We start from the raw sequence: 22,657 nt of genomic DNA, 5'->3' as shown, positions 1-22,657 counted from the left end.
ATCTGACCGTTCTGACCGTTGCCGTTCTGCTGCCCCTGACCCTGCTGCCCTTGCTGACCCTGCTGCCCTTGCTGACCCTGCTGGTTCTGGCCGCCGCCGGGCAAGGCGCCGCCGTTGCCGCCGGTCGGGGGCTGGCCCATCTGACCGTTCTGACCGTTGCCGTTCTGCTGCCCCTGACCCTGCTGCCCTTGCTGACCCTGCTGCCCTTGCTGACCCTGCTGGTTCTGGCCGCCCGGGAAGCCGCCGCCACCGCCGGGCCCGCCGCGCATCCCGCCACCGCCGCCCGGCCCACCGCGACCGCCCGCGACAGCCGGACCGGCCGTGATGATCGAGCCGGTGTGGCCCTCGTTCAGCGTGGTGAGCGTGTACGCCGTCGGACCGGCCAGCGCGGCGACGAAGCCCAGCCCGAGGACACCCATGGTGAGCTGCCGACCGAGCTTGTTGACGAAGATCAGGCCGAGCGCCGCGACGAGACCGCCGACGAGCACGAGCCACTTCAGCCAGGGCAGGTAGTCGGAGGAACGGTTGAGGAGGACGTACCCCCACACCGCGGTCGCCGTCATCGCGCCCGCCAGCGTCAGCGACGCCCAGGCCCTGCCGCGCTCCTCCCAGAGGACGGCCGCGCCCATGCCGATCAGCGGCGCGACGTAGGGCGCGAGGGCAACCGTGTAGTACTCGTGGAAGATGCCCTGCATGAAGCTGAAGATCACCATGGTGATCAGCAGCGAGCCGCCCCAGAGGAGGAAGGCGGAGCGGGCGGTGTCCGTCCGCTTGGCCTTCCGCGTCATCCACACAGCCGCCACGAGCATGATCAGCGCGGCCGGAATCAGCCAGGAGATCTGACCGCCGATGCTGGAGCTGAACATCCGGTCCCAGCCGGTCTCGCCCCACATGCCGCCGCCGTTGCCGCCCCCGCCGCCGCCACCGACGCTGCCGGTCTCGTCGCCGTTGATGCGGCCGAGGCCGTTGTAGCCGAAGGTCAGCTCCAGGAAGGAGTTGTTCTGCGAGCCGCCGATGTAGGGGCGGGACGACGCCGGCCACAGCTCGACGATCGCCACCCACCAGCCACCCGCGACGACCATCGCGAGCCCGGCGAGCAGCACCTGGCCGACGCGCTTCTTCCAGCTCGCCGGCGCAAAGAACACGTACACCAGAGCGAGAGGCGGCAGGATCAGGAAGGCCTGGAGCGTCTTGACCAGGAAGGCCAGGCCGATCGCGACACCGGCCCACACCAGCCACTTCGTCCGCGCCTTCTCCAGGGCGCGCTGCGTGCAGTAGACCGCGGCGGCCATCAGCAGCGCGAGGGCCGCGTCCGGGTTGTTGAAGCGGAACATCAGGGCGGCGACGGGCGTGAGCGCGAGGACCGCCATGGTGAGGAAGCCGGCCGCGGCACTGAACCGGCGGCGGACGGCCCCGTACAGCACAGCCGCCGTGGCGACGGCCATCAGTACCTGCGGGAACAGGATCGCGAAGGAGTTGAGCCCGAAGACCCGCACCGACAGGGCCATCGGCCACAGCGAGGCCGGGGGCTTGTCGACCGTGATGGCGTTGGCCGAGTCGAGGGAGCCGAAGAAGAACGCCTTCCAGGACTGGCTGCCCGCCTGGACGGCCGCCGAGTAGAAGGAGTTGGCGTATCCGGAGGCCGTGAGGTTCCAGGTGTAGAGGCCGCCGATCACCAGCAGCGTGAGGAGGAAGGCCGGACGCACCCAGCGGTGGTCCTCGGGTCGGCCCCTCCACAGGCGGCGCGCGAAGGGCTCCTTGGGCTGGCCGGAGTCGGGGGCGGTCGGGGTGCGAGGAGCCTCGGGAACCACAGCTTCCTCGACCGCTGTTCTGCTGGGCGGCCCCCAGGTGTGCGCGTCGGGACCCACCCCCTGCTGGGGTGTCGTGTCGTACTGCGTGGTCATCGTGCGTTCCTCGAATCGTGATCGTGCGGGCGCACCGGCTGAAGCTGCGTGGTGGCGTCGCCCCAGGTGCGGTCCGCGGCGTCACCGGCGCGGAACTGGGATGGGGAGTAAGGGGTGGTGACGTACGGCGAGGGAGCCGTCGCGTACGTGGGCGAGGGGGCTGTCCCGTACGTCGGCGAAGCCGGATCGCGGGACAGGTTGTGGGACAGGTTGTGGGACAGGTTGTGGGCGACGACGGTCGAGGGCTCCGGGGCCCCGTCACGCCGGTCGGGGAACACCCAGGCCCGGAAGAGCAGGAACCGCAGCACCGTCGCCGCGAGGTTGGCGGCGATGAGGACCGCCAGTTCCGTGGAGTGCGAGGGGCTGGACGTCGCCGTGTTCAGGGCGGCGAGCGAGCCGCTGGTGAGGGCGAGCCCGATCCCGAACACCACCAGGCCCTGGGCCTGGTGCCGCACGGCACGGTCCCGGCCGCGGACGCCGAAGGTCAGGCGCCGGTTGGCCGCCGTGTTGGCGATCGCCGAGACGAGCAGGGCGAGCGCGTTGGCGAACTGCGAGCCCATGAAGGGACGGAAACCGCTGTAGAGCAGCAGGTAGAAGAGGGTCGACAGGGCGCCCACGACGCAGAACCCGACGAGCTGGCGGGCGAGGCCGCGCGGCACGTCCTGGATCTCGCGGTCGCGGGGGTCGTCCCCGAAGGGCCGGGCGATCCGGTCCAGTGGCAGTGAGCCGGTCGCCAGGGCCCTGCCCACCCGCCACACCCCCTTGAGGTCGTCGGTGGCGGTCTTCACGATGTGGACGGTCGAGTCCGGGTCGTCGACCCAGTCGACCGGCACCTCGTGGATCCGCAGACCCGCGCGTTCGGCCAGGACCAGCATCTCGGTGTCGAAGAACCAGCCGGTGTCCTCCACCAGCGGCAGCAGCACCTGGGCGACGTCACGGCGTATCGCCTTGAAGCCGCACTGGGCGTCCGAGAAGCGGGCCTGCAGCGAGCCACGCAGAATCAGGTTGTAGGCGCGGCTGATGAACTCCCGCTTGGGGCCGCGCACCACCCTGCTGCTGCGGCTGAGCCGGGAGCCGATCGCCAGGTCGGAGTGACCCGAGATCAGCGGCGCCACCAGCGGCAGCAGCGCGTTGAGGTCGGTGGACAGGTCCACGTCCATGTAGGCGAGGACCGGCGCGTCGGACGCGGACCACACCGTCCGCAGGGCCCGCCCGCGCCCCTTCTGCTCGAGCCGGAAGGACGTGACCTCCGGGAGCTCCGCCTCCAGCCGCGCGGCCACCTGCGGGGTGGTGTCCGTCGACGCGTTGTCCGCGATCGTGATGCGGAACGCGTACGGGAACGTGCGTGCCAGGTGCTCGTGCAGTCTGCGGACGCACGGCTGGAGGTCCTTCTCCTCGTTGTAGACGGGGATCACTACGTCCAGGACAGGCGTACCGGCGTCTCCGGCCGGGAGGTGCTCCCGCGCCGGCAGGTTGCCGGGAGAAGAGTCGGTTCGCATGGGACCGACTTTCGTCAAGCGCCCTGTTGTACCCATGTGGTGGTGCTGTGGTCCGCCTGTGAGTCCGGTTCCCAGTCCGCTTCCCAGTTCGTTGCCTGGTCAAGCGAGGGCAACGGCCTGGCAAGGGCAGGCAGGTGCACGGTGAACACCGTCCGCCCGGGGACGCTGTCGACGGTCACGGCACCGCCGTGCGCGGTCGCCACGGCCTGCACGATGGCGAGGCCCAGACCGGTCGACCCGGAGGAGCGGGAGCGCGAGGAGTCACCGCGCGCGAAACGTTCGAAGACCCGCGGCAGCAGCTCCTGCGGGATGCCCTGCCCGTCGTCCTCGACGTCCACGCACATCCACGGCCCGCGCCGCTGCACGCGCGCGGTGACGGTCGTCCCCGGTGGTGTGTGCGTACGGGCGTTCGCGAGCAGGTTGACGAGGACCTGCTGCAGGCGTGCGGCGTCGGCCGACACGAGCGCGGGTTCGTCGGGCAGGTCGAGCCGCCAGATGTGCTGGCGACCGGCGGCCCGGGCGTCGCTGATGGTGTCCACGACGAGCGGGATGAGATCGGTCTGCTCGAACTGCAACGGCCGCCCGGCGTCGAGCCGGGCGAGCAGCAGCAGATCCTCGACGAGCAGCGTCATACGGCCCGACTCGGACTCGATCCGCCCGAGCGCGTGCCGCGTGTCGGGCCCGATCTCCTCTCTCCCTCGCCTGGTCAGCTCGGCATACCCCCGGATGGAGGCGAGCGGCGTCCGCAGCTCATGACTGGCGTCCGCGACGAACTGCCGTACTCGCATCTCGCTCTGCTGACGTGAGTGCAGGGCGCCGTGGACGTGGTCGAGCATGCGGTTGAGGGCCGCGCCGACCTGCCCGACCTCCGTGTGGGGGTCGGTCTCGGACTCGGGGACCCGCTCGTTGAGGGTGACCTCGCCGGTGTGCAGGGGGAGTTCGGAGACACGGGTCGCGGTGTGGGCCACCTTGCGCAGGGGGCGCAGGGCCACGCCGACCATGACGGCACCGGCGATACCGGCGGCCACGAGACCGGCGGCGGTGACGCTGATCTCGACGAGGATGAGGGTGTTGACGGTGTCGGTGACGGACTTGGTGGGCAGGCCCACGTAGAAGGTGTCGCCGCTCGGGTTGGTGACGTACCTGACGTAGTACTCGCCCAGGTCGGGGAAGCTGACCGTGTGCGCCTTGTTGTCCCGCGCGACGGCGGAGAGCGCGCTGAGGTCCGCACTGCTCAGCGTGACGGCCGTCATCTCCTGGTTCGTGCTGCTGCTGGTGGTGGTGCTCCGCAGCTCGGACACGACCGCCTTGGTGACGGTGCCGTTCTCCACGACGGCGCCGACCGTCTGCTCCGGCGAGCCGCCCTTAGTGACGAACCCGAGTTTCTCGTCCGTGGTCAGGCTGCTCGTGCCGGGGAGGGGGATCTGGCCGTCTCCCGGCTTCCCCTGCGGCCTGGGCCCACCGGTCCGTTTACCGACGTCACTGACCTTCTCGCCCAGCTGCTGGTACAGATGCTGGTTCAGCGCGATGGTCGTCACCGTCCCGATGACGGCGCACACCACCGCGATCAGCGCCACCGCGGAGACGACCAACCGCGTCCGCAGCGTGCGCGGCTGGCGTTCTCGCCTCTGCCCCTGCGTACGCGACCGTCGTCGTCCGCTCATGACGCCGCGGGCTTGATCAGGTAACCGGCGCCGCGCCGGGTGTGGATCATCGGCTCGCGCCCGGCGTCGATCTTCCGGCGCAGGTACGAGATGTAGAGCTCGACGACGTTGGCCTGGCCGCCGAAGTCGTACGACCACACGCGGTCCAGGATCTGCGCCTTGCTGAGCACACGCCGCGGGTTACGCATCAGGAACCGCAGCAGCTCGAACTCGGTGGCGGTGAGGTGGATGTTGTCCCCGGCCCGCGACACCTCGTGGCTGTCCTCGTCGAGCGTGAGGTCACCCACGACGAGCACGGAGTCGGAACGCCGATCCGCCGCACCCGAACGCCGGATGAGCCCCCGCAGCCGGGCGACGACCTCTTCGAGGCTGAACGGCTTGGTGACGTAGTCGTCCCCGCCGGCGGTCAGCCCGGCGATACGGTCCTCCACCGCGTCCTTGGCCGTCAGGAACAGCACCGGCACCTCCGGCAGCTCACGCCGCAGCCGCCCGAGAACGGCCAGGCCGTCCATGTCCGGCAGCATCATGTCGAGGACGACGGCGTCGGGCCGGAACTCGCGGGCGGTCTGCACCGCCCCGTGCCCGTCCCCCGCGCTACGGATCTGCCAGCCCTCGTAGCGAAGGGCCATGGACAGCAGCTCGGTGATCGACAGCTCGTCGTCCACCACAAGCACTCGGACGGGGCTCCCGTCCGGCCTCAGAAGTTCGGTGCGCCCCTGGGGCGAGGTCGTGGTCATGCTGGAAACCATGGCGCTCCGCTCTGAGAGCACGCTTTCGGCAACCTGTGATTTCCCTGAGAAACTCACAGGCGCCTCTCAGGCGACCCCTGGGAATTCCTTGCCCCGGCACCTGGTCCACGCTGAGGTGTCCGTCCGCCGCCGCACCTGCGCTGATCAGGTGTTTCGGCCTGCACGTGCGCCCTGTCGGAGAGTTGCTGTGTGCGACGCCGACCATCCTGTGCTTCCGCTGGGTGAACCCGATCCCCGGGCCATCCCCGGACCATTCCCGCGGACACAGCGTCCTCAGACGGCCCGTCGCTCCCCGCCTCGCCCCGCCCGTCCCGGCGGAGTCGGCCGCCCGTCAGAACAGCCCGCCACAAGGGCTCGTCAGAACAGCCCGTCCTGGACACCACCCCCACTCTTCCTCAACTCCCGTACCGGCACCCCGAGCACCCCCTGTACCTCTTGTCCGCTCGCATCCACCGCGACCAGCTCCCACCCCGTCATCAGCCGTGTGTCGAGGACCACGACCCCACTCCCCGTGGCCAGATGAAGATCGGGTCCGGCCACGGCGAGCACCACGCCGCCCACCGTCCCGCCCGCGGCCAGCTCGCCGACCACCCCGTCGGCGTCCGGCAGCCCGTCGAGCCCGAACACCTCTGCGTGGTCGACAGTCCGGCACGGCATCCGCTCCAACGACTCCGGCCAGCCGTCGAGGGCCACCGCCCGCGCGTGCAGCTCCGCCACCTCTGCCGCCCGCTCCCCGGTTTCGGGCAACGCGGCCCGTACGGCCCGCTTGGTGGCGTACGGAATCCGGTCCGGCACTCCGAGCGCGGCCCGCAGGACCTCCTCCGCCCGGCGTGCCGCCATCAGCGGTCCGCGCCCCAGCCAGCTGAAGCAGACGGCTCCCTGCTCCAACAGCCGTGCGGACCCCCTTTCGACCGCGGTGATCCCCACCTTCACCATGCCGGGCCCGAACCACGCGAGGTACACGTGGTACGGCCGCGGATCGTCCGCGATGGTGTCGGCGGCGACGGAGTGCGCCCGATCCAGCCGCGCACACTCCTCACACCGCGCGCCAGTGCTCCGCCCCGACACCCCGGCCCGTGTGGGGCACCCGTGCCCCCGTGCTCCCACACACGTCCGTACACCCCCCGTCACCACTCCAAAGGCCACCTTCTTCCCCCGTGGCAGAGCACTCCCGCGCCCGCCTTCCCACACCAGCACGGGCTCCGCGCCGACCCACCGCAGCCCCGCACATCTCCACGCCTGTGCCATCGCTCACAAGACTAGGTGCCGCCACTGACAATGCGACTGACCTGGCACAACGCGATAACGGGGGCCGCCCATAATCAGCCGACGACCTCGGCGCTGCCCTCTACGGCCCCGGAGACCGGGGCCGGCACGACGGCAGGCACCACGGCCACGGACTCCGTCGGCCACCGCCCGGCCAGCCGGCATCCCACGCACCCGGGATGGCCCTTCCGGGCGGAGAGATCCCGGACCCGCATCCCCCACTGGTCCGCGGGCCGTGTCCCCGGCGCCTTGCCCCACCCGGCGAGATGCAGCACCCACGTGACGATCACGCTCACCCCGACGCCGGCGATCCCGCCCCACAGCTCCACCGTGCTCCCCGTACACATGCCGAGCCCCGCCACCGCCGCCCCGACCGTGGCGATCCCGAACCCGGTCCAGCCTGCGACGGTGTGCCCTTCGTCGTACTGATGCGCACCCACGACGTACCACCCCCTCCGCGTCCTGCCCTTAGAATCCCTCGACCCCTCACTACCTAAGAGGTTAATAACCTAAACCTCTCACGAGCTAAGATAAAATCTAGAGAAACCCCGAGGAACCCACCATGCAGGGCAAGCCGCGCCCGCCCGCGCCCCCCGCGCAGACCCTCTCCGCGATGGACCACCTGATCGCGACGAGCATGATCGGTCAGCAGGAGGTGGCCCAGCGCCTGGGCCTGACCGTCACGGACCTCACCTGCTTCGCGTACGTCCTGGAGGCGGGCGACGACCTGCTCACCGCGGGCGACCTGTCCGCCCGCGCGAACGTCACGACAGGCGCGGTGACCGGCATCCTCAACCGCCTCGAACGCGCCGGCTACGTCACCCGCCGCCCCGACCCCGAGGACCGCCGCCGCGTCCGTGTGGCCGCCACCGCCTGCGCCGCCGAGCAGGTCCAGTCCCTCTACGCCCCGTACTACGCCCGCCTCGCGGAGATCTTCGCCGACTACTCCCCGGACGAGATCGCCGTCCTGCACGACTGGTTCACACGCACGGGCGCCTTGACCAAGCAGTACGTGGCAGAGCTGCGAGAGCAGAGGTGACGCGGCGAGGTCAGGCGCCGGTCTTCTGCTGCGGCGGACGGTAGGGGGTGAAGGGCAACGTGGACGTGCGGTGCCGGCGGACGGTCTTGCGCGGGGGACGGGTGAGGGTGATCTGACGGACGAGCTGCTGGAAGCAGGCGAGGGCGGCGAGAGAGGGAAGCGCCGCGGTCGCCACACCGGGGATGGTCCTGGGCGCCTCGGCAATGCACAGGAGCATGGTGACGCCCGAGAAGAACAGCACGACGGACCAGGAGTGCGCCGCGCGACGCCGATGGAGAGCGGCGCGCAGAATGGACAAAGTGGCCACCGTCCAGGGGCCGTAGACGAGCAGGGGCCACAAACCGCCGGCCCCGTAGGCGGCGTGGGGACCGGGAAGACGGCGGAGCGGATCGTAGGTGATCACCCCGCCGAGCACGCTGACCATCGAGACGACGACAGCCGCCATCGCGACGATCAAGTAGCTGGTCTTCTGCAGCGCGCTGAGCGCGGGTTTTCGCGGTGTGACACGGCGATGGCCGGGCACGGGACGGACGCGCGTCAGTTCTTCGGTGACCTGCGCCAAACCGGCAAGCCGTTCAGCTGTCGGCATTTCCTCGCCGGATTCACCGACAGCCGGTTCCGGAGGAAAAGCAGCGCTCTCGGCCGCGGCCTGATCCCTCAGCAGATAGGCGAGTTCCTCCGCCGGGTCCCATGACGCGTCCAAGGGGGCGAACGGCGGAAAAGAAGGCTGTACGGACGCCGGGGAGGAACTCTCGTAATCCGTGTACGGCCACGCCCTCACACCCGGTTCGACGTGGGTTCCGGCGACGCCATGGCCGCTGTACATCTCAGACATGACGGCTCTGCCCCATCCAGCCCCCACGACGTGCGCCGCCGACCGGCTCCCCGGTCGACAGGCGCTCGAACTCGTCCTGAATCTCACTCATCTCCGCGAGGAACCCCTCAAGGGCAGTGGACGAGTACATCAATTCAATGCGATTACCGCGAAACCACAGATAAGCGTTCGCATCCGGGGTGGACGCGGGTCGCGGCGTGAAGGCCCACCCTCTCTTCGACAGCCCACGGGCATGAAGGCGGGAATCCGCGCCGCTTGAAGAACCCCATGACGCAGTTGAGGACGTTGCTGTAGTCATACCCCACCAACGCGGGACACAATGGTGCAGATGCGCGGCAATCAGGTGACGGGGTTGGGCCATACAGGCGTTTCACGAGAAGGAAAGGCGGGTGCCGCATGGCGCAGCCGTCCTCAGGTGATCTTGGGTGTTATTGCAGTCACCCGGTGCGTTTGTCCTGCCCGTGATGGCTCCGGGTGATCAACCAGGTCCCGCCGACTATCAGCAGCGCGAAGACGGCCAGCCCCACGCCCTGGGCGGCCAGGAGCCACAGGCGATCGGACAGGGGGAGTTTTCCGGTGAGGGTGACCTGGAGGGATCCGACAGCGAAGGCGATGGCGGCCGTGAAGACGGCGACGACTTCGACGGCGCGCACGGAGGAGGTGTGCAGGGAGCGTTCCAACTGCGCGTTGGCCGCGGCCTGCTGTTCCCAGCGGTGCAGCTGCTCCGCGTCCCGCTCGGCCCGCAGACGCCCTTCCTGGATGGCGTCCCGTTTCGTCAGGTACTGGTTCTGCAGAACGCTGAGGCTGGCGGTGGCGCTGGCCGCGAGCAACGCCAGAGCGGTGTCGATGCTCTCCAGCGCCGCGTCGTGCCGGCCGCACATGTGCAGCCCGGCGGCCAGGCGCGCGTGGAACATGTGGTCGCCCGGATGGGCCTCCACCGCCTCCTCCGCGTAGTCGCGCAGGAGTTCGCCCTGCCCTGCGAAGGGGGGCGCGAAGGCCACGCCGTTGAGGCAGATGTCCACCGTGTGCCGGGTCCGGTCGGCCGCGGACCAGGCCTGCTCCAGCAGCTCGGAGGCGTAGGCGGCGGTCAGCGTCCTGCTGCCGAACGCGGCGAACGACTGCAGTGCCACGAAGACGGGTTCCCCTCGGAGGGAGCCGGCCGCCGCGGACGAGGGCGAGTACGCCAGGAAGGCGTGCAACTCGTCGAAGCAGAAGTTCGCCCGCAACTTGCCCGCGTGGAACAGGGTGAGGAAGAACGCGAAGCGCTCCACCGCCGCGCCCGTGCCCGTCTCTCCCATCACCTCCGCGAGCTGGTCCGGGGACTCCAGGTTGTCCCGGTTGAGGAAGCCGTTGCCGAGTGCCCACTGCTCGGCGACGGCTTCCCAGCTCTCGTCGTTCACGTGGTCCGACATCCACCGGGCGCACTCGAGGGCCGTCCTGGCCGTCGGCTGCTCCTGGAAGCGGCCGCGCCAGTAACGGTCGGCACACATGAGGTAGGGGTCCGTGCGCAGGTCGGCGGAGCGCACCTCGATGAACGGCGGGGTCCCTGCCGCCAGAAACTCCGCGGCCACCTCGTCGCAGACGCGGTCGCGCGTTCTGGAATCGGCTCCCCGAGCCTCGTCCAGCCGCGCGATGACGGTTGCCGTGTCCATGCGCCCCCTCGCCCTCCGTGAACCCGTCCGCACAACGATGTTCAGATGATCATCTGAACATACCCACAGTCAGGAAAGGGGAGTTGAGGAAAGAGGCGGCCTCCACGGATCGCCACGCACACCCACACGGCCGGGTACCTGAGGTGACCAACCAGATGCCTGCGGTGACGAAGATGTCACCTACTGATGTCAAAGGCCCCCCGGGATGATCCCGGGGGGCCTTTGATCTCTGCGCACTCGGCAGGATTCGAACCTGCAACCTTCTGATCCGTAGTCAGATGCTCTATCCGTTAAGCTACGAGTGCTTGTGTGTTCTGTTGTGTTGGCGCTTCCTTCCGGGCTTTTCGGCCCGGTCGGCGTTGCGGGAACAACATTACATGACTGGCGGCGTGAGGCGAAATCCGTTAGCCGCACCCGGACTGACCTGCGAAAACGTGCTTACTCGCCAGCCCGAAGAACGGCCGAAGCCCCGGTCGTCGAGGACCGGGGCTTCGGGATCAGACGCGGAGGCGGAGGGATTTGAACCCTCGATGGGCTTTAAGGCCCAAACCGCATTAGCAGTGCGGCGCCATAGACCGGACTAGGCGACGCCTCCAGCACAGCCGCCCGCGCGAGCGCGAGTGGTGCGTGCAGATGATGACACAGCCCGGCGGGCCGTCACCAATCGCCCACCACGTTACTAGGCGGAGAGGCCGCAGGGCAAAGCCGTATGGCGGCGGTTCGGCGGGGCGCGGGATCTTCATCGCGGATGATCCCCGCAGGCCCCGGAACCCGGGGCACGAACGAGCCCCTCGGGTCCCGGAACCCGGGGCCCGAAGCCGGTGGCGCAACCGTGCGCGCTGGCCGGCGTTAGGCAGGTCATGGTCCGTCCCGCTTCCTCCGCTCCCCGTCGTCCCGCCGCCCTCCGGCGGTTCCTCGCCGGTGCCGCCGCCCTCGGCGCGGTCACCGCCCTGGCCTGCGCGCCTCCGACGGCGTACGCGGAGAGCGGTGCGGCTCGGCCGCTGCCCGCACCGGCCCCCGAACCCCCGCCTGCTTCCGGGGACCGGCTGACCGTCACGGTCGAGGGCACGGGCCGTGACACGGACGGGACGGTCGGGCTGGAGTGCCACCCGGAGGGCGGGAGCCATCCGGACGCCCGAGCCGCCTGCGGGAAGCTCGAACGCGGCACGAGCTGGGGGCGCGACCCCTTCGCCCCCGTGGCCCCGGGAACGATGTGCACGATGCAGTACGGCGGTCCGGCCACCGCCCACGTCACCGGCACCTGGGCCGGCCGCCCCGTCGACGCCCGCTTCGACCGCCGCAACGGCTGCGAGATCGCCCGGTGGGACGCCCTCGTCCCCCTGCTGCCCAAGCAGAGCCGGCACAAGTAGGGGACGGAGTCCGAGCAGGGAGGGATGGAGGAAGGCGGGAAGGGGCGAGGGAGTGGCGGGAGAGGTCCGCCGGCGGACGTTCCGCACCGAACCACCCTGCGCCGCACCGCACACACGTACGGTCCATCACCCCGGGCCGCACCTTCACGAAGTCGATCATCACGCCCACGCTGGGCGAAACACACCGGTCACAGGTCCGTCGCAGATCCCCATAAAGATCCACGTGCGACCTCCCTCTCATCCGGCGTCGCGAGCGCAACCTCTGCCCGTAGACTCCCTCGCGTGACACGCTGCGGGCCGGTTGGCAAGATGGCCCAGGCGGTCGGGAAGATGCGGTAACAGGGAGGAAGCGTCTCGTGAGCAGCAGGCCATCCCGAGGCGCTGCTCGCCTCGCAGCCATACTCGACGCGCTCCCGGATGCGTTGGTGCTGGTCAACGCCAACGGGACGGTCGTCAACGCCAACACCATCGCCCTGGAGGCCTTCGAGACCCCGGGGACCGCTCTGGTGGGGCGCGGGCTGCTCGATCTGCTGCCCGAGTTCGACTCCCGACTCATCCCCGGGTCCATGCGGCGGCCCGCCTCCATCGATCCACACGGGCGCACCAAGCCGACCCGCATGATCGCGCGGCGGACCGACGGGAGCGAGTTCCCGGTCGAGGTCACGAGCGCGAACCTGGAGAACGGCCAGCAGGCGTACGACGGATACGGCTACACCGCTGACGAGCTGCTCATGCTCGTCGTGCGCGACCTGTCCGGCGCGGTCGACACCGAGGCCGAACTCGCCCGGGCACAACGCCAGACCGAGATGATCCTGCGGGCCGCCTCCGAGGGTGTGGTGGGGACGGACACTGACGGGCGCATCGTGCTCGTCAACCCGGCCGCCGCTCAGATACTGGGCTACCGGGCCAGTGATCTCGGTGGGCGGGAGCTGCACACCCTCGTCCTGCACTCCCGTGAGGACGGCGCCCCCTTCCCGTACGCGGAGTCGCCCCTCGCCGACACCCTGCGCTCGGGGCGCAAGCACCGGGTGCGCGGCCAGGTGCTGTGGTCGAAGGCCGGCGACAAGGTGTCGGTCGATCTCACGACCGCTCCCGTGCGCGACGGTGACCAGCTCGTCGGCGCCGTCATGACCTTCACCGACCGGCGGTCGTACGACGCGCTCGCCGAGGAGAAGAAGAACGAGGCCGAGAAGCACGCGGAGGAGATCGAGAAGCTCTCCGCCGAGCACGCCGAGGAACTCGGCACGCTGCGCGAGGAGCACACCGGCGAGCTCGACGAACTGCGCGAGCGCCACGCCGAGGAACTCGCCGCCGGGGACGAGCGGTACGCGGCGCTCGGCGAGCGCGAGAAGGACCGGTACGAGGCGCTGGCCGCGCGGCACGAGCAGCTCCTGGCCGTGCTCGGGCACTCCCTGCGCGGCCCGCTCGATCAGCTCCGCGGCGAACTCGGCAAGCTCGCCGCCGACGACGCCGGGCAGCTCTGGCCCGAGGCCAACCAGGTCCTCCACCACCTGGCGGCCGGGTACTCGCGCATCACCACGCTCGTCGACAACGTGCTCGGCTACCAGCTCCTCGACTCCGGCGACGACGATCTCGTACGGACCGCGGTGATGCTCGACGCCGTCGTCGCGGCCGGTGTCGAAGGGGCCGTCGAGCTGATCGGACCGGGGCGGGTGCAGTTCGCCGTGCACGCGCCGCCCATCGAGGCCGAGGTCGACCAGCGGCGGCTCGCGACCGCGCTCGCCCACCTCATCGCCGACGTGGCGGGGGTCGACGCGACGGGCAACTCGCCCATGTCGGCCGGTGGCTACATGGACAACACGGTGGTCGTGGCCGCCGCCCAGCGCGGCGAGGGTGTCCGCATCGAGGTGCGCGGCCCGTACGCCGGGGGAGACCCGGTGCACCAGCCGATCGTGCGCGGGATCGTGCGGGCGCACGGCGGTGTGCTGCAGACGCACGACGTGCCGGGCATGAGCGGCAGCGCGTACGTGCTCGAGGTACCGATCGGTGGCGGTGCCGGGGCGGTTCCGGCCCAGCAGCCGCCCGCGGTCGACGTGGCCGCTGCCGCCGAGGGCGTCGGTGCGCAGGGTGTCGGTGCGCAGAGTGTCGGTGCGCAGAGTGTCGGTGCCGAGCTCGCGTTGCCGGAGCAGGCCCCGGGCGGTGTTCAGGGCGATGTTCAGGGCGGTGTTCAGGAGAATGCCTCCCGGCGCGGTCGGCGGCGGGCTCAGCGGTCGTCGGTGGACGCGTTCCTGGAGAGCGAGGAGTCCGAGTCCGAGCCGGAGGCCGCCGCGCCCACCGGACGGCGCAGGCGGCGGGCGGAGTCCGCGGACGGTGAGCCCGAGGCCGCTCCGGCGCAGGGCGAGGGGAACGACGAAGCGTCCGGCGCGGAACCCGGTGCCGGATCCGGTGGCACGGGACGGCGGCGTGGGCGGCCCAGCCCCGCCGAGAACGGCGCCCAAGGGGTCTCCGAGGGCGCGGTCGTCACGGCTGCCGAGCACGCGGCGGGCACCGCGGCCACGGGGCTGGGGGAGACGGTGCCGCCGCAGGGTGTGCCCGTGCCCACCGGACGGCGGGCACGTCGCAACCCCGAGCAGCACGCCCTGCCGCCCGCCCTGCCCGCGGCCCAGAGCGCGCCGGAGGCCGACGGTGCGGGCGCCGCCGGAGGGCAGACCCAGCCGACCGGGCGCCGACGCAGGGCCCTCGCCAACGCGGAGGAGCGCGCCGCCGCGCAGCAGGGGCCGGGCCGCGCCGTTTTCGCCCTGCCGCCGGCCGAGGCCGACCGCACACCCGAGTACGAGGCCGCGCACGGCGCGGCCGCCACCGGGCAGGGCGGCGGAGTTCCCGTGGCTCCTGCCCAGGCCGCGGGACAGGCTCCGGTACAGCTCGCAGGGCAGGCTCCTTCCGTCGGGCCGGACGCAGCAGGCAGCCAGGTGGCCGACGTGCCGGGCGCGCCCGGTACCGGGATGCCCGGTGGTGTGCCCGGCGGTGTGCCCGGTGGGGACCAGGCGGACGACGGGCGTCACGACTCGGCGCTGCATGATCCGTCCGACGACCACACTCCGCCCCAGCCGCACCCCCTGCCCGCGCCGACAGGCCGCCGCAGGGCCCACCGTGCTCCGGAGCAGGGCGGGACGGCACCCGCACAGGGTGTCCCTGCGCAGATGCCCTCCACGCAGGGCCAGGTGCCGGGGCAGGCAGCCGCGTCTCAGGGACTTCCGGCTCAGGTGGGAGCGCAGCAGGCCGTACCCGCGCAGGCCGCACCCGCGCAGGCCGCTCCGGGGCAGCCTGTCCCTGCGCAACAGCCCGTGCCTCCGCACGGAGTACCGGCTCAGGCCGCGCAGCCCGTCGCCCCGCGCGGAGTGACCGTGCCCGCCCAACAGCCCGTGCCCCCGCAGGGTGTTCCGGGCCACGCTCAGCCTGTCCCGGCCCAGGGCATCCCGGGCGGAGCCCAGCCCGTGCCCGCGCAAGGAGCGCCGGGCACCCCTCGGCCCGTGCCCGCGCAGGGAGTGCCAGGGCCGGGCCGGCCCGTACCCGCACAGGGCACCCAGGGTGTGACCGTCCCCGCCCAACTCCCGCTGCAGCTCGGCCCGGGCCCCGGGCTCGCCGAGTCCGTGCCGCCGAACGCACAGCCGCAACCCCAGGCCCAGCCCCCCGGCACCCCCGTCCAGGCGGGCCCCCCGCCGTGGCCCGGCGCCGACGACGCCTCCGGCACCGGTACGCCGGCCCAGGGCGCCGGCCCCGCACCGGCCGCCGCCCCCGCGCAGGCCGCGTCCCCCGCTCCGGCGGAGCAGGCCACCCCGGCGTCCGGCACCCCGCTCCCGCCCGAGCAGCCCCAACAGCAGGGGCAGGCACCGGCGCAGGCTCAGGTGCCCGCACAAGCACAGGCACAGGCACAGGCGCGGACCGCACAGCCGCTGCCCGCCGAGGCCGCCGCCCCGGTCGATCCCAACTCCACCCAGGGGCGGGCGATCAGTGTGCGCACGCTCGGCCAGGGCGTGCCGTTCGCCCGCCAGCCCCAGCCGGGTGCCCCCGGGACAACCCCCTCGCACCAGAGCAACGGTTCCGGCACCAACGGCTCCGGCCGCCGCCGCAAGCTGGGCACGCCTCCGGAGCCCACCGCGCGCCCGGAGGCGGCGGCACGCCCGCACCCGCAGCCGGGGCAGGCCCAGGTGGTCTCGGCCCCCGCCATGCAGGCACCCGCCTCGCAGTCCCCCGCCGTGCCGATCCCCGCCGTGCCGACCCCCGCCGTGCAGGCACCCGAACCCGCACAGCCGTCTCTCGCCGGGCAGACCCCGCTCCCCGCGCAGCCCTCGCTCGCCGGCCAGTCCCGTCTGGCGGCCGGTGTCACCGAGGGTGCCGGGCGCTCGTACGCCATAGGGGCGCCCGACGAGAACGCCGACGAAGGCCCCGAGCCGCTCGACGGTCCCGGTGGCGCCGTGGAGGTCTCCGACCAGCCGCAGCCTCAGCCGATGGACGACGAGCTCCCCCCGGAGCCGCTCGACAACCCGCGCCGCCTCCTCGTGTGGCCGGCGCCCGACGTCACCACCCAGCAGGCGCTGAGCGACCGCGGCTACCGGCCCGTCATCGTGAACTCGCGCGAAGAGGTCGACGCACAGATCGCCGCCTTCCCGGCCGCTCTCTTCGTCGACCCGCTCACGGGCCCGATCACGCGTACGGCACTGCAGTCGCTGCGCCAGGCCGCCGTCGCCGCCGAGGTCCCCGTGCTCGTGACGGCGGGCCTCGGGCAGGCATCGCGGGACGCGGCGTACGGCGCCGACCCCGCCGTACTGCTGAAGGCCCTCGCGCCGCGTGACTCCGAGCAGCACCCGCCGCGCGTGCTGCTCATAGAGGAGCACGCGGAGATCTCGCTGGCACTGACCGCGACGCTGGAGCGGCGCGGCATGCAGGTCGCGCGGGCCGCCTCCGACGCGGACGCGGTCACGCTCGCCGCCCAGATGCGGCCGAACCTCGTGGTGATGGACCTGCTGCAGGTGCGCCGCCGCCGGGCCGGAATCGTCGACTGGCTGCGCGCGAACGGCCAGCTGAACCGGACCCCGCTCGTCGTCTACACCGCCGCCGTCGACCCGACCGAACTCCCGCGCCTGGCCTCGGGGGAGACGGTCCTGTTCCTCGCGGAACGCTCGACGAGCCCCGAGGTTCAGAACCGGATCGTGGACCTGCTGGCCCGCATCGGAACGAACTGAATCACCGATCACGAATCACTGATCGCTGGTCACCGATCACCGATCACCGATCACGAGCCGGGTCCGCCCGCGCGTGACTGGGGGCGCTGTTTCACGTGAAACAGCGCCCCCAGTGTTGTCTACCTGCTCACGCCGTACGACGCGTCAGATCTGCGTGACGTCCAGCCCGCCCTCGGCGTACTGCCGACGCAGTACCTTCTTGTCGAACTTGCCGACGCTCGTCTTCGGCACGGACTCGATGATCGTCCAGCGCTCGGGGAGCTGCCACTTGGCGATCTTGCCCTCATCCGCGAGGAAGGATCGCAGGATCGCGAAGTCCGCGGTGGCGCCCTCCTTCAACACGACCGTGGCGAGCGGGCGTTCGCCCCACTTCTCGTCCGGTACGGCGACGACGGCGGCCTCGGCGACGTCCGGGTGGGCCATCAGGGCGTTCTCCAGCTCGACGGAGGAGATCCACTCGCCGCCCGACTTGATGACGTCCTTGGCGCGGTCGGTGAGGGTCAGGTAGCCGTCGGGGCTGATGGTGCCGACGTCACCGGTCTTGAGCCAGCCATCCTCGCTGAACTTGTCGGCGGGACGCAGGGGTTCGGCGCCGTCCCCGCCGTAGTACGCGCCCGCGATCCACGGCCCGCGCACCTCCAGCTCGCCCGCCGACTCCCCGTCCCAGGGCAGTCGCTCGCCGCCGGGGCCGGTGAGCCGGGCCTCGACGCCGGCGGGGAAACGGCCCTGGGTGAGCCGGTACTCGAGCTCCTGCTCGGTGCCGATGACGTGGGCCGGCGGACGCGCCACTGTGCCGAGCGGCGAGGTCTCCGTCATGCCCCACGCATGGCAGACGCGCATGCCCAGCTCGTCGAACGCCTCCATCAGCGAGGGCGGACAGGCCGAGCCGCCGATGGTGACCTGGGTGAGGGAGCTGACGTCCCTGGGGCGCGCGGCGAGCTCGGCGAGCAGGCCCTGCCAGATGGTCGGGACGGCCGCCGCGTGCGTGGGCCTCTCCTTCTCGATCATCTCGGCGAGCGGCGCGGGCTGCAGGAACCGGTCCGGCATCAACATGCTCACACCGGTCATGAAGGCGGCGTGCGGCAGGCCCCAGGCGTTGACGTGGAACTGGGGGACCACGGCGAGGGTGATGTCCTGGTCGGTCAGGCCCATGGACTGGGTCATGTTGACCTGCATGGAGTGCAGGTAGATCGACCGGTGCGAGTAGACGACGCCCTTGGGGTCGCCGGTCGTGCCGGAGGTGTAGCACATGGACGCGGCGCTGCGCTCGTCCAGCTGCGGCCAGTCGTACGTCGTCGGCTTGCCGGCCAGGAGCTCCTCGTACTCGTGCACCCGCACGGTCGTCCCGTCCAGCAGCGAACGGTCACCCGGCCCGGAGACGACTACGTGCTCGACCGTCTTGAGGTGCGGGAGCAGCGGTGCGAGGAGGGGGAGCAGCGAACCGTTCGCGATGACCACGCGGTCGGCGGCGTGGTTGACGATCCACGCGAGCTGTTCGGCCGGGAGGCGGAGGTTGAGCGTGTGCAGCACGGCTCCCATGGAGGGGATCGCGAAGTACGCCTCGACGTGCTCGGCGTTGTTCCACATGAGCGTGGCCACACGCTCGTCCCCGTCGACCCCGAGGTCCTCCCGCAGGGCATGCGCCAGCTGAGCCGCGCGCGCCCCGATCTCGGCGAAGGAACGGCGGTCCGGTTCCCCCTCACCGGTCCAGGTGATCACCTGCGATGTCCCGTGCAGGGCCGAGCCATGACTCAGGATCCTGGAGATCAGAAGCGGTACGTCCTGCATCGTGCTCAGCACCGGGGGGCCTCCTCATTGAAGCGGCTACGCGAGGGTAGGTGTCCCGCGATTGTGCTGGCATACCGAGCAGTATGTCACTAGGTCACGGTGGATTTGTTCGCCGGTGTCGGCGCTTGGCGGAGACGGTTGACGAGTGAGCGAGTATGTGCGGGTCCATGGAACGGCGGCCGGGCAGACTCTCCTTCCCGCGGCCGGTCAGGCCCCCCTTCCCGCGGCCGGTCAGGCCCCCTTCCCACTGGATCCGCTACCGCACGGGCTCCAGCTCGGGGTCCTCGCGCAGCTTGCCCAGGGCGCGCGACACCGCCGACTTGACGGTGCCGACGGACACCCCGAGCACCTCGGCGGTCTGCACCTCGCTCAGGTCCTCGTAGTACCTGAGGACGACCATCGCCCGCTGCCGTGCCGGCAACTTCATGATCGCCCGCCACATCGCGTCGTGCAGCGCCTGCTGCTCGGCGGGGTCCCCGGCGGGCACCGTCTCCGGCTCCGGCAGTTCGTCGCACACGAACTCGTCCACCTTGCGCTTGCGCCACTGGGACGTCCTCGTGTTGAGAAGGGCACGCCGCACGTACCCGTCGAGGGCGCGGTGGTCCTCGATGCGGTCCCAGGCGACATACGTCTTGGTGAGCGCGGTCTGCAGCAGGTCCTCCGCGTCGCTCGGGTTCGCCGTCAGCGACCGGGCGGTACGCAGCAGCACCGTCTGGCGGTCCTTCACGTACGACGAGAACGACGGGTACGAAAGGGTCTGCCTCGCCGGCGTGGCGGCGTTCGAAGCGCTGGTGCAGACGAGTGTGGTCATGGCTCCACGCTATGAGCGACCCCCGTTCGAGCGGATCGGCCGGAGGTCCCGAAGGCGAATCCCCCTCAGGTTGTAGGAGGGGGGCTGGCTCCACCTCCCAGAGGTGGACGAGCGGCCCTCAGGTACTGAGGGTGTATCCCTGAGAAGCACCCGCCGCCGTCGTAGGCGCCGTCGTCGTAGGCACGGCACCGCTCATTCCTCCGCTCCCAGCACCAGCCCGGAGGTCGGCACCCCTGTACCCGCCGTGACCAGCACCCTGCGGGCACCCGGTATCTGGTTCACCGCCGTGCCCCGCACCTGCCTCACTCCCTCCGCGATCCCGTTCATCCCGTGGAGGTACGCCTCCCCGAGCTGTCCGCCGTGCGTGTTGACCGGCAGCCGCTCCCCGGCCACGAAGTCGGCGGCCTCCCCCGCCCCGCAGAACCCGAACTCCTCCAGTTGCATCAGCACGAACGGCGTGAAGTGGTCGTACAGGATGCCCACGTCGATGTCCTCGGGCCCCAGCCCCGACGTGCGCCACAGCTGCCGCGCCACCACGCCCATCTCGGGCAGCCCGGTGAGGTCGTCCCGGTAGAAGCTGGTCATCTGCTCCTGCGCCCGCCCCGCGCCCTGGGCGGCCGCCAGGATCACGGCGGGCGGGTTCGGCAGGTCGCGTGCCCGCTCCAGCGAGGTGACGACGACCGCCTGGCCGCCGTCCGTCTCCTGGCAGCAGTCCAGCAGCCTCAGCGGCTCGACGATCCACCGCGAGGCCGCGTGCTCGGCCAGCGAGATGGGTCTCCCGTGGAAGTACGCCGCAGGGTTGGTCGCCGCGTACTTCCGGTCCACCACCGCCACGTGCCCGAACGCCTCGGGTGTCAGTCCGTACGTGTGCAGGTACCGCTGAGCCGCCATCGCCACCCACGACGCCGGCGTCAGCAGCCCGAACGGCAGCGACCATCCGAGCGCGGCGCCCTCGGCCGAGGGTTCGCGGTGCTGCACCCCGGAGCCGAAGCGCCGGCCCGACCGCTCGTTGAACGCCCGGTAGCAGACCACGACCTCGGCCACCCCGGTCGCCACCGCCAGCGCCGCCTGCTGGACCGTGGCGCACGCGGCCCCGCCGCCGTAGTGGATCCGCGAGAAGAAGGACAGCTCCCCGATCCCGGCGGCCTGCGCGACGGTGATCTCCGGGCTGGTGTCCATCGTGAACGTGACCATCCCGTCCACATCGCCCGGGGTCAGCCCCGCGTCGTCGAGCGCGGCCCGTACCGCCTCGGCCGCCAGCCGCAGCTCACTGCGCCCCGAGTCCTTGGAGAACTCGGTCGCCCCGACCCCGACGACCGCCGCCCGCCCTCCGAGGGTGTCCCGCGCCCGTACGCTCATGAGTCGCCCTCCGAGGGGAGGGTGACCGTGACGGTGCCGGTCACATGTCTGCCGATGCCGTTCTCCCCGACGACCCTCACCGTCGCCGTGCCGGTGCCGTCATCAACCGTCTCGACCGCCCCGGTCAACACCATCGTGTCGCCCGGGTAGTTGGGTGCGCCGAGCCGTATGGCCACCTTGCGCAGGACCGCGCCCGGGCCGAAGTGGTCCGTGATGTACCGCCCGACCAGGCCGTTGGTCGTCAGGATGTTCATGAAGATGTCCGGCGAGCCCTTCTGCCGCGCCAGCTCCGCGTCGTGGTGCACGTCCTGGTAGTCGCGCGAGGCGATGGCCCCCGCGACGATCAGCGTGCGCGTGATCGGGATCTCCAGCGGTGGCAGCTCCTCACCCGGCTCCCCCGTCCTCATGCCGCCTCACCTCCTCCGGCGTCGCCGGTGCCCTCGTTGCCCTCGTTGCCCTCGGTGCCGCTCGCGATCAGTTCCCCCAGCTCCTGCAGCGCTTCGCTCCCGCACCCCAGGTACGCGTCGAGCTGCCGGCCCCACAGGAAGTGCCGGTGGACGGGATGCTCCAGGTCGGCTCCCGTGCCACCGTGCAGATGCTGTCCGGTGTGCACCACGCGCTGCCCGGCCTCGGACGCCCACCAGGCGGCGGTCAGCGCGTGCGTGGCGCAGGGCAGGCCCTGGTCGCGGCGCCAGGCCGCCTCGTACGCCGTCACGCGGATCGCCTCCGTGTCCATGTACGCGTCGGCCGCCCGGAGTTGGACGCCCTGCTTGACGGCGAGGGGACGCCCGAACTGCTCCCGGGTGTTCGTGTGGGTCACGGCGCGCGCCAGCGATCCCGCGCACACCCCGGCCTGCAGGCCCGCGAAGGCGGTACGGGCCATGGCGAGCACGTCGTCGTACGCGGTGACGAGCACACCCTCGTGAGCGGTGTCGTACGCGGCCGGTGTCCCGAGCGGCTCTCCCGGCGTCCCGTCCAGCGTCAGCCGCCCCGCCGCCCAGGGAGCCGTCGACTCGACCGGCTCGCAGTCCGCGTCGGCGGCCCGCACCAGCCACAGCCGCCGCCGCTCGTCGGGCACAAGCACATGCGTGGCGTCCCTCAGCCAGGGCACGAGCGGCACGGTGCCCGTCAACTCGCCCCGCCCGGACGCCCGTACACCCCCGACGGCCGGAAACGCCCCGCACACCACCACCGAGCCGTCGCGGATCCCCGGCAGGAGCCGTCCCCGCTGGTCCGGCGAGCCGTGCGCACGCACCGCCAGCAGCCCGTACACGCAGCTCGCCGCGAACGGCACCTGGGCCGTGGTGCGCCCCTGCTCCTCCAGCAGGAGCACCAGGCCGAGCACGCCGACATCCTCCACGGCGCTCACCAGTCCGGCGGCGCACAGCGCCTTCCACAGCTCCATGTCGCTGCCGGTCCCGGCGGCGGTGAGCCGCTCGTGCGTGGCGAGGTCGCCGAAGATCCGCGCGGCCAGTTCGCGGGCGGCGGTCTGCTCCTCCGTGGGCGTGAAGTCCATG

General features: G+C 71.5%; 16 protein-coding genes and 2 tRNA genes. 3 read left to right on the top strand and 15 right to left on the bottom strand.

Going from position 1 to position 22,657, the window contains the following annotated elements; genetic code table 11:
* The 6 genes from AB0959_RS11385 to AB0959_RS11360 form a co-directional block, all read right to left on the bottom strand.
* On the bottom strand, positions 1 to 1,904 hold a 1,904-nt coding region (locus AB0959_RS11385), incomplete at its 3' end, for a glycosyltransferase family 39 protein (RefSeq protein ID WP_366826113.1).
* Positions 1,901 to 3,403, bottom strand: a complete 1,503-nt coding sequence (locus tag AB0959_RS11380; protein ID WP_366826112.1) for a bifunctional glycosyltransferase family 2/GtrA family protein — start codon at positions 3,401 to 3,403, stop codon at positions 1,901 to 1,903. The genes AB0959_RS11385 and AB0959_RS11380, both read right to left, overlap by 4 nt.
* Before the next feature lie 14 nt (positions 3,404 to 3,417).
* Positions 3,418 to 5,067: a HAMP domain-containing sensor histidine kinase gene (locus AB0959_RS11375; protein WP_366826111.1), complete on the bottom strand. Its 1,650-nt coding sequence runs from the start codon at positions 5,065 to 5,067 to the stop codon at positions 3,418 to 3,420.
* Positions 5,064 to 5,804 carry a response regulator transcription factor gene (locus tag AB0959_RS11370; protein WP_366826110.1) on the bottom strand — a complete coding sequence of 247 codons (741 nt, stop codon included), beginning with the start codon at positions 5,802 to 5,804 and terminating at the stop codon, positions 5,064 to 5,066. The genes AB0959_RS11375 and AB0959_RS11370 overlap by 4 nt, the downstream gene beginning before the upstream one ends.
* Positions 5,805 to 6,173: 369 nt before the next feature.
* Complete coding sequence (locus AB0959_RS11365; protein ID WP_366826109.1) at positions 6,174 to 7,064, bottom strand: DUF2797 domain-containing protein; 891 nt, start codon at positions 7,062 to 7,064, stop codon at positions 6,174 to 6,176.
* Positions 7,065 to 7,138: 74 nt separating this feature from the next.
* The gene (locus AB0959_RS11360; RefSeq protein WP_366826108.1) at positions 7,139 to 7,522 is read right to left on the bottom strand and encodes an HGxxPAAW family protein; all 384 of its coding nucleotides are present in this window, start codon (positions 7,520 to 7,522) and stop codon (positions 7,139 to 7,141) included.
* A 122-nt stretch (positions 7,523 to 7,644) separates the two neighbouring features.
* Here AB0959_RS11360 and AB0959_RS11355 point away from each other — a divergent pair, with 122 nt between their 5' ends.
* The gene (locus AB0959_RS11355) at positions 7,645 to 8,121 is read left to right on the top strand and encodes a MarR family transcriptional regulator (RefSeq protein ID WP_366826107.1); all 477 of its coding nucleotides are present in this window, start codon (positions 7,645 to 7,647) and stop codon (positions 8,119 to 8,121) included.
* Between the two features lie 10 nt (positions 8,122 to 8,131).
* Here the strand turns inward: AB0959_RS11355 and AB0959_RS11350 are convergent, their stop codons facing one another.
* The 4 genes from AB0959_RS11350 to AB0959_RS11335 all read right to left on the bottom strand — a co-directional run bounded on the left by AB0959_RS11350 (position 8,132) and on the right by AB0959_RS11335 (position 11,203).
* Entirely contained in the window at positions 8,132 to 8,956 is an 825-nt protein-coding gene (locus tag AB0959_RS11350; protein WP_366826106.1) for a DUF2637 domain-containing protein, read from the bottom strand.
* A gap of 437 nt (positions 8,957 to 9,393) precedes the next feature.
* Positions 9,394 to 10,608 carry a hypothetical protein gene (locus tag AB0959_RS11345; RefSeq protein WP_366826105.1) on the bottom strand — a complete coding sequence of 405 codons (1,215 nt, stop codon included), beginning with the start codon at positions 10,606 to 10,608 and terminating at the stop codon, positions 9,394 to 9,396.
* Positions 10,609 to 10,840: 232 nt separating this feature from the next.
* A tRNA-Arg gene (locus AB0959_RS11340) sits at positions 10,841 to 10,913 on the bottom strand.
* Between the two features lie 199 nt (positions 10,914 to 11,112).
* Positions 11,113 to 11,203, bottom strand: a tRNA-Ser gene (locus AB0959_RS11335).
* Between the two features lie 265 nt (positions 11,204 to 11,468).
* Between AB0959_RS11335 and AB0959_RS11330 the strand changes: the two genes are divergently transcribed.
* Together AB0959_RS11330 and AB0959_RS11325 are read left to right on the top strand one after the other, a co-directional pair.
* The gene (locus tag AB0959_RS11330) at positions 11,469 to 11,978 is read left to right on the top strand and encodes an SSI family serine proteinase inhibitor (RefSeq protein ID WP_366826104.1); all 510 of its coding nucleotides are present in this window, start codon (positions 11,469 to 11,471) and stop codon (positions 11,976 to 11,978) included.
* 356 nt (positions 11,979 to 12,334) lie between these two features.
* Entirely contained in the window at positions 12,335 to 17,182 is a 4,848-nt protein-coding gene (locus AB0959_RS11325; RefSeq protein WP_366826103.1) for a PAS domain-containing protein, read from the top strand.
* A 144-nt stretch (positions 17,183 to 17,326) separates the two neighbouring features.
* Here AB0959_RS11325 and AB0959_RS11320 read toward each other — a convergent pair whose 3' ends face one another.
* From AB0959_RS11320 to AB0959_RS11300, 5 genes are all read right to left on the bottom strand, one after another.
* Positions 17,327 to 18,982, bottom strand: a complete 1,656-nt coding sequence (locus AB0959_RS11320) for a long-chain fatty acid--CoA ligase (protein WP_366826102.1) — start codon at positions 18,980 to 18,982, stop codon at positions 17,327 to 17,329.
* A 244-nt stretch (positions 18,983 to 19,226) separates the two neighbouring features.
* Positions 19,227 to 19,781, bottom strand: coding sequence for a SigE family RNA polymerase sigma factor (locus AB0959_RS11315; RefSeq protein WP_366826101.1), 555 nt, complete (start codon positions 19,779 to 19,781; stop codon positions 19,227 to 19,229).
* Between the two features lie 192 nt (positions 19,782 to 19,973).
* Positions 19,974 to 21,140 carry a lipid-transfer protein gene (locus tag AB0959_RS11310; RefSeq protein WP_366826100.1) on the bottom strand — a complete coding sequence of 389 codons (1,167 nt, stop codon included), beginning with the start codon at positions 21,138 to 21,140 and terminating at the stop codon, positions 19,974 to 19,976.
* The gene (locus tag AB0959_RS11305; protein WP_366826099.1) at positions 21,137 to 21,547 is read right to left on the bottom strand and encodes a MaoC family dehydratase; all 411 of its coding nucleotides are present in this window, start codon (positions 21,545 to 21,547) and stop codon (positions 21,137 to 21,139) included. The genes AB0959_RS11310 and AB0959_RS11305 overlap by 4 nt, the downstream gene beginning before the upstream one ends.
* On the bottom strand, positions 21,544 to 22,656 hold the full coding sequence (locus AB0959_RS11300; protein ID WP_366826098.1) for an acyl-CoA dehydrogenase family protein: 1,113 nt from the start codon (positions 22,654 to 22,656) through the stop codon (positions 21,544 to 21,546). The genes AB0959_RS11305 and AB0959_RS11300 overlap by 4 nt, the downstream gene beginning before the upstream one ends.
* Between the last annotated feature and the right edge of the window lies 1 nt (position 22,657).

It is taken from the genome of Streptomyces sp. NPDC046862 (assembly GCF_040704615.1).
Classification (GTDB): Bacteria; Actinomycetota; Actinomycetes; order Streptomycetales; family Streptomycetaceae; genus Streptomyces.
Note: the sequence above shows the minus strand (reverse complement) of the source record. Positions and strands in the feature narration are given on the sequence as shown.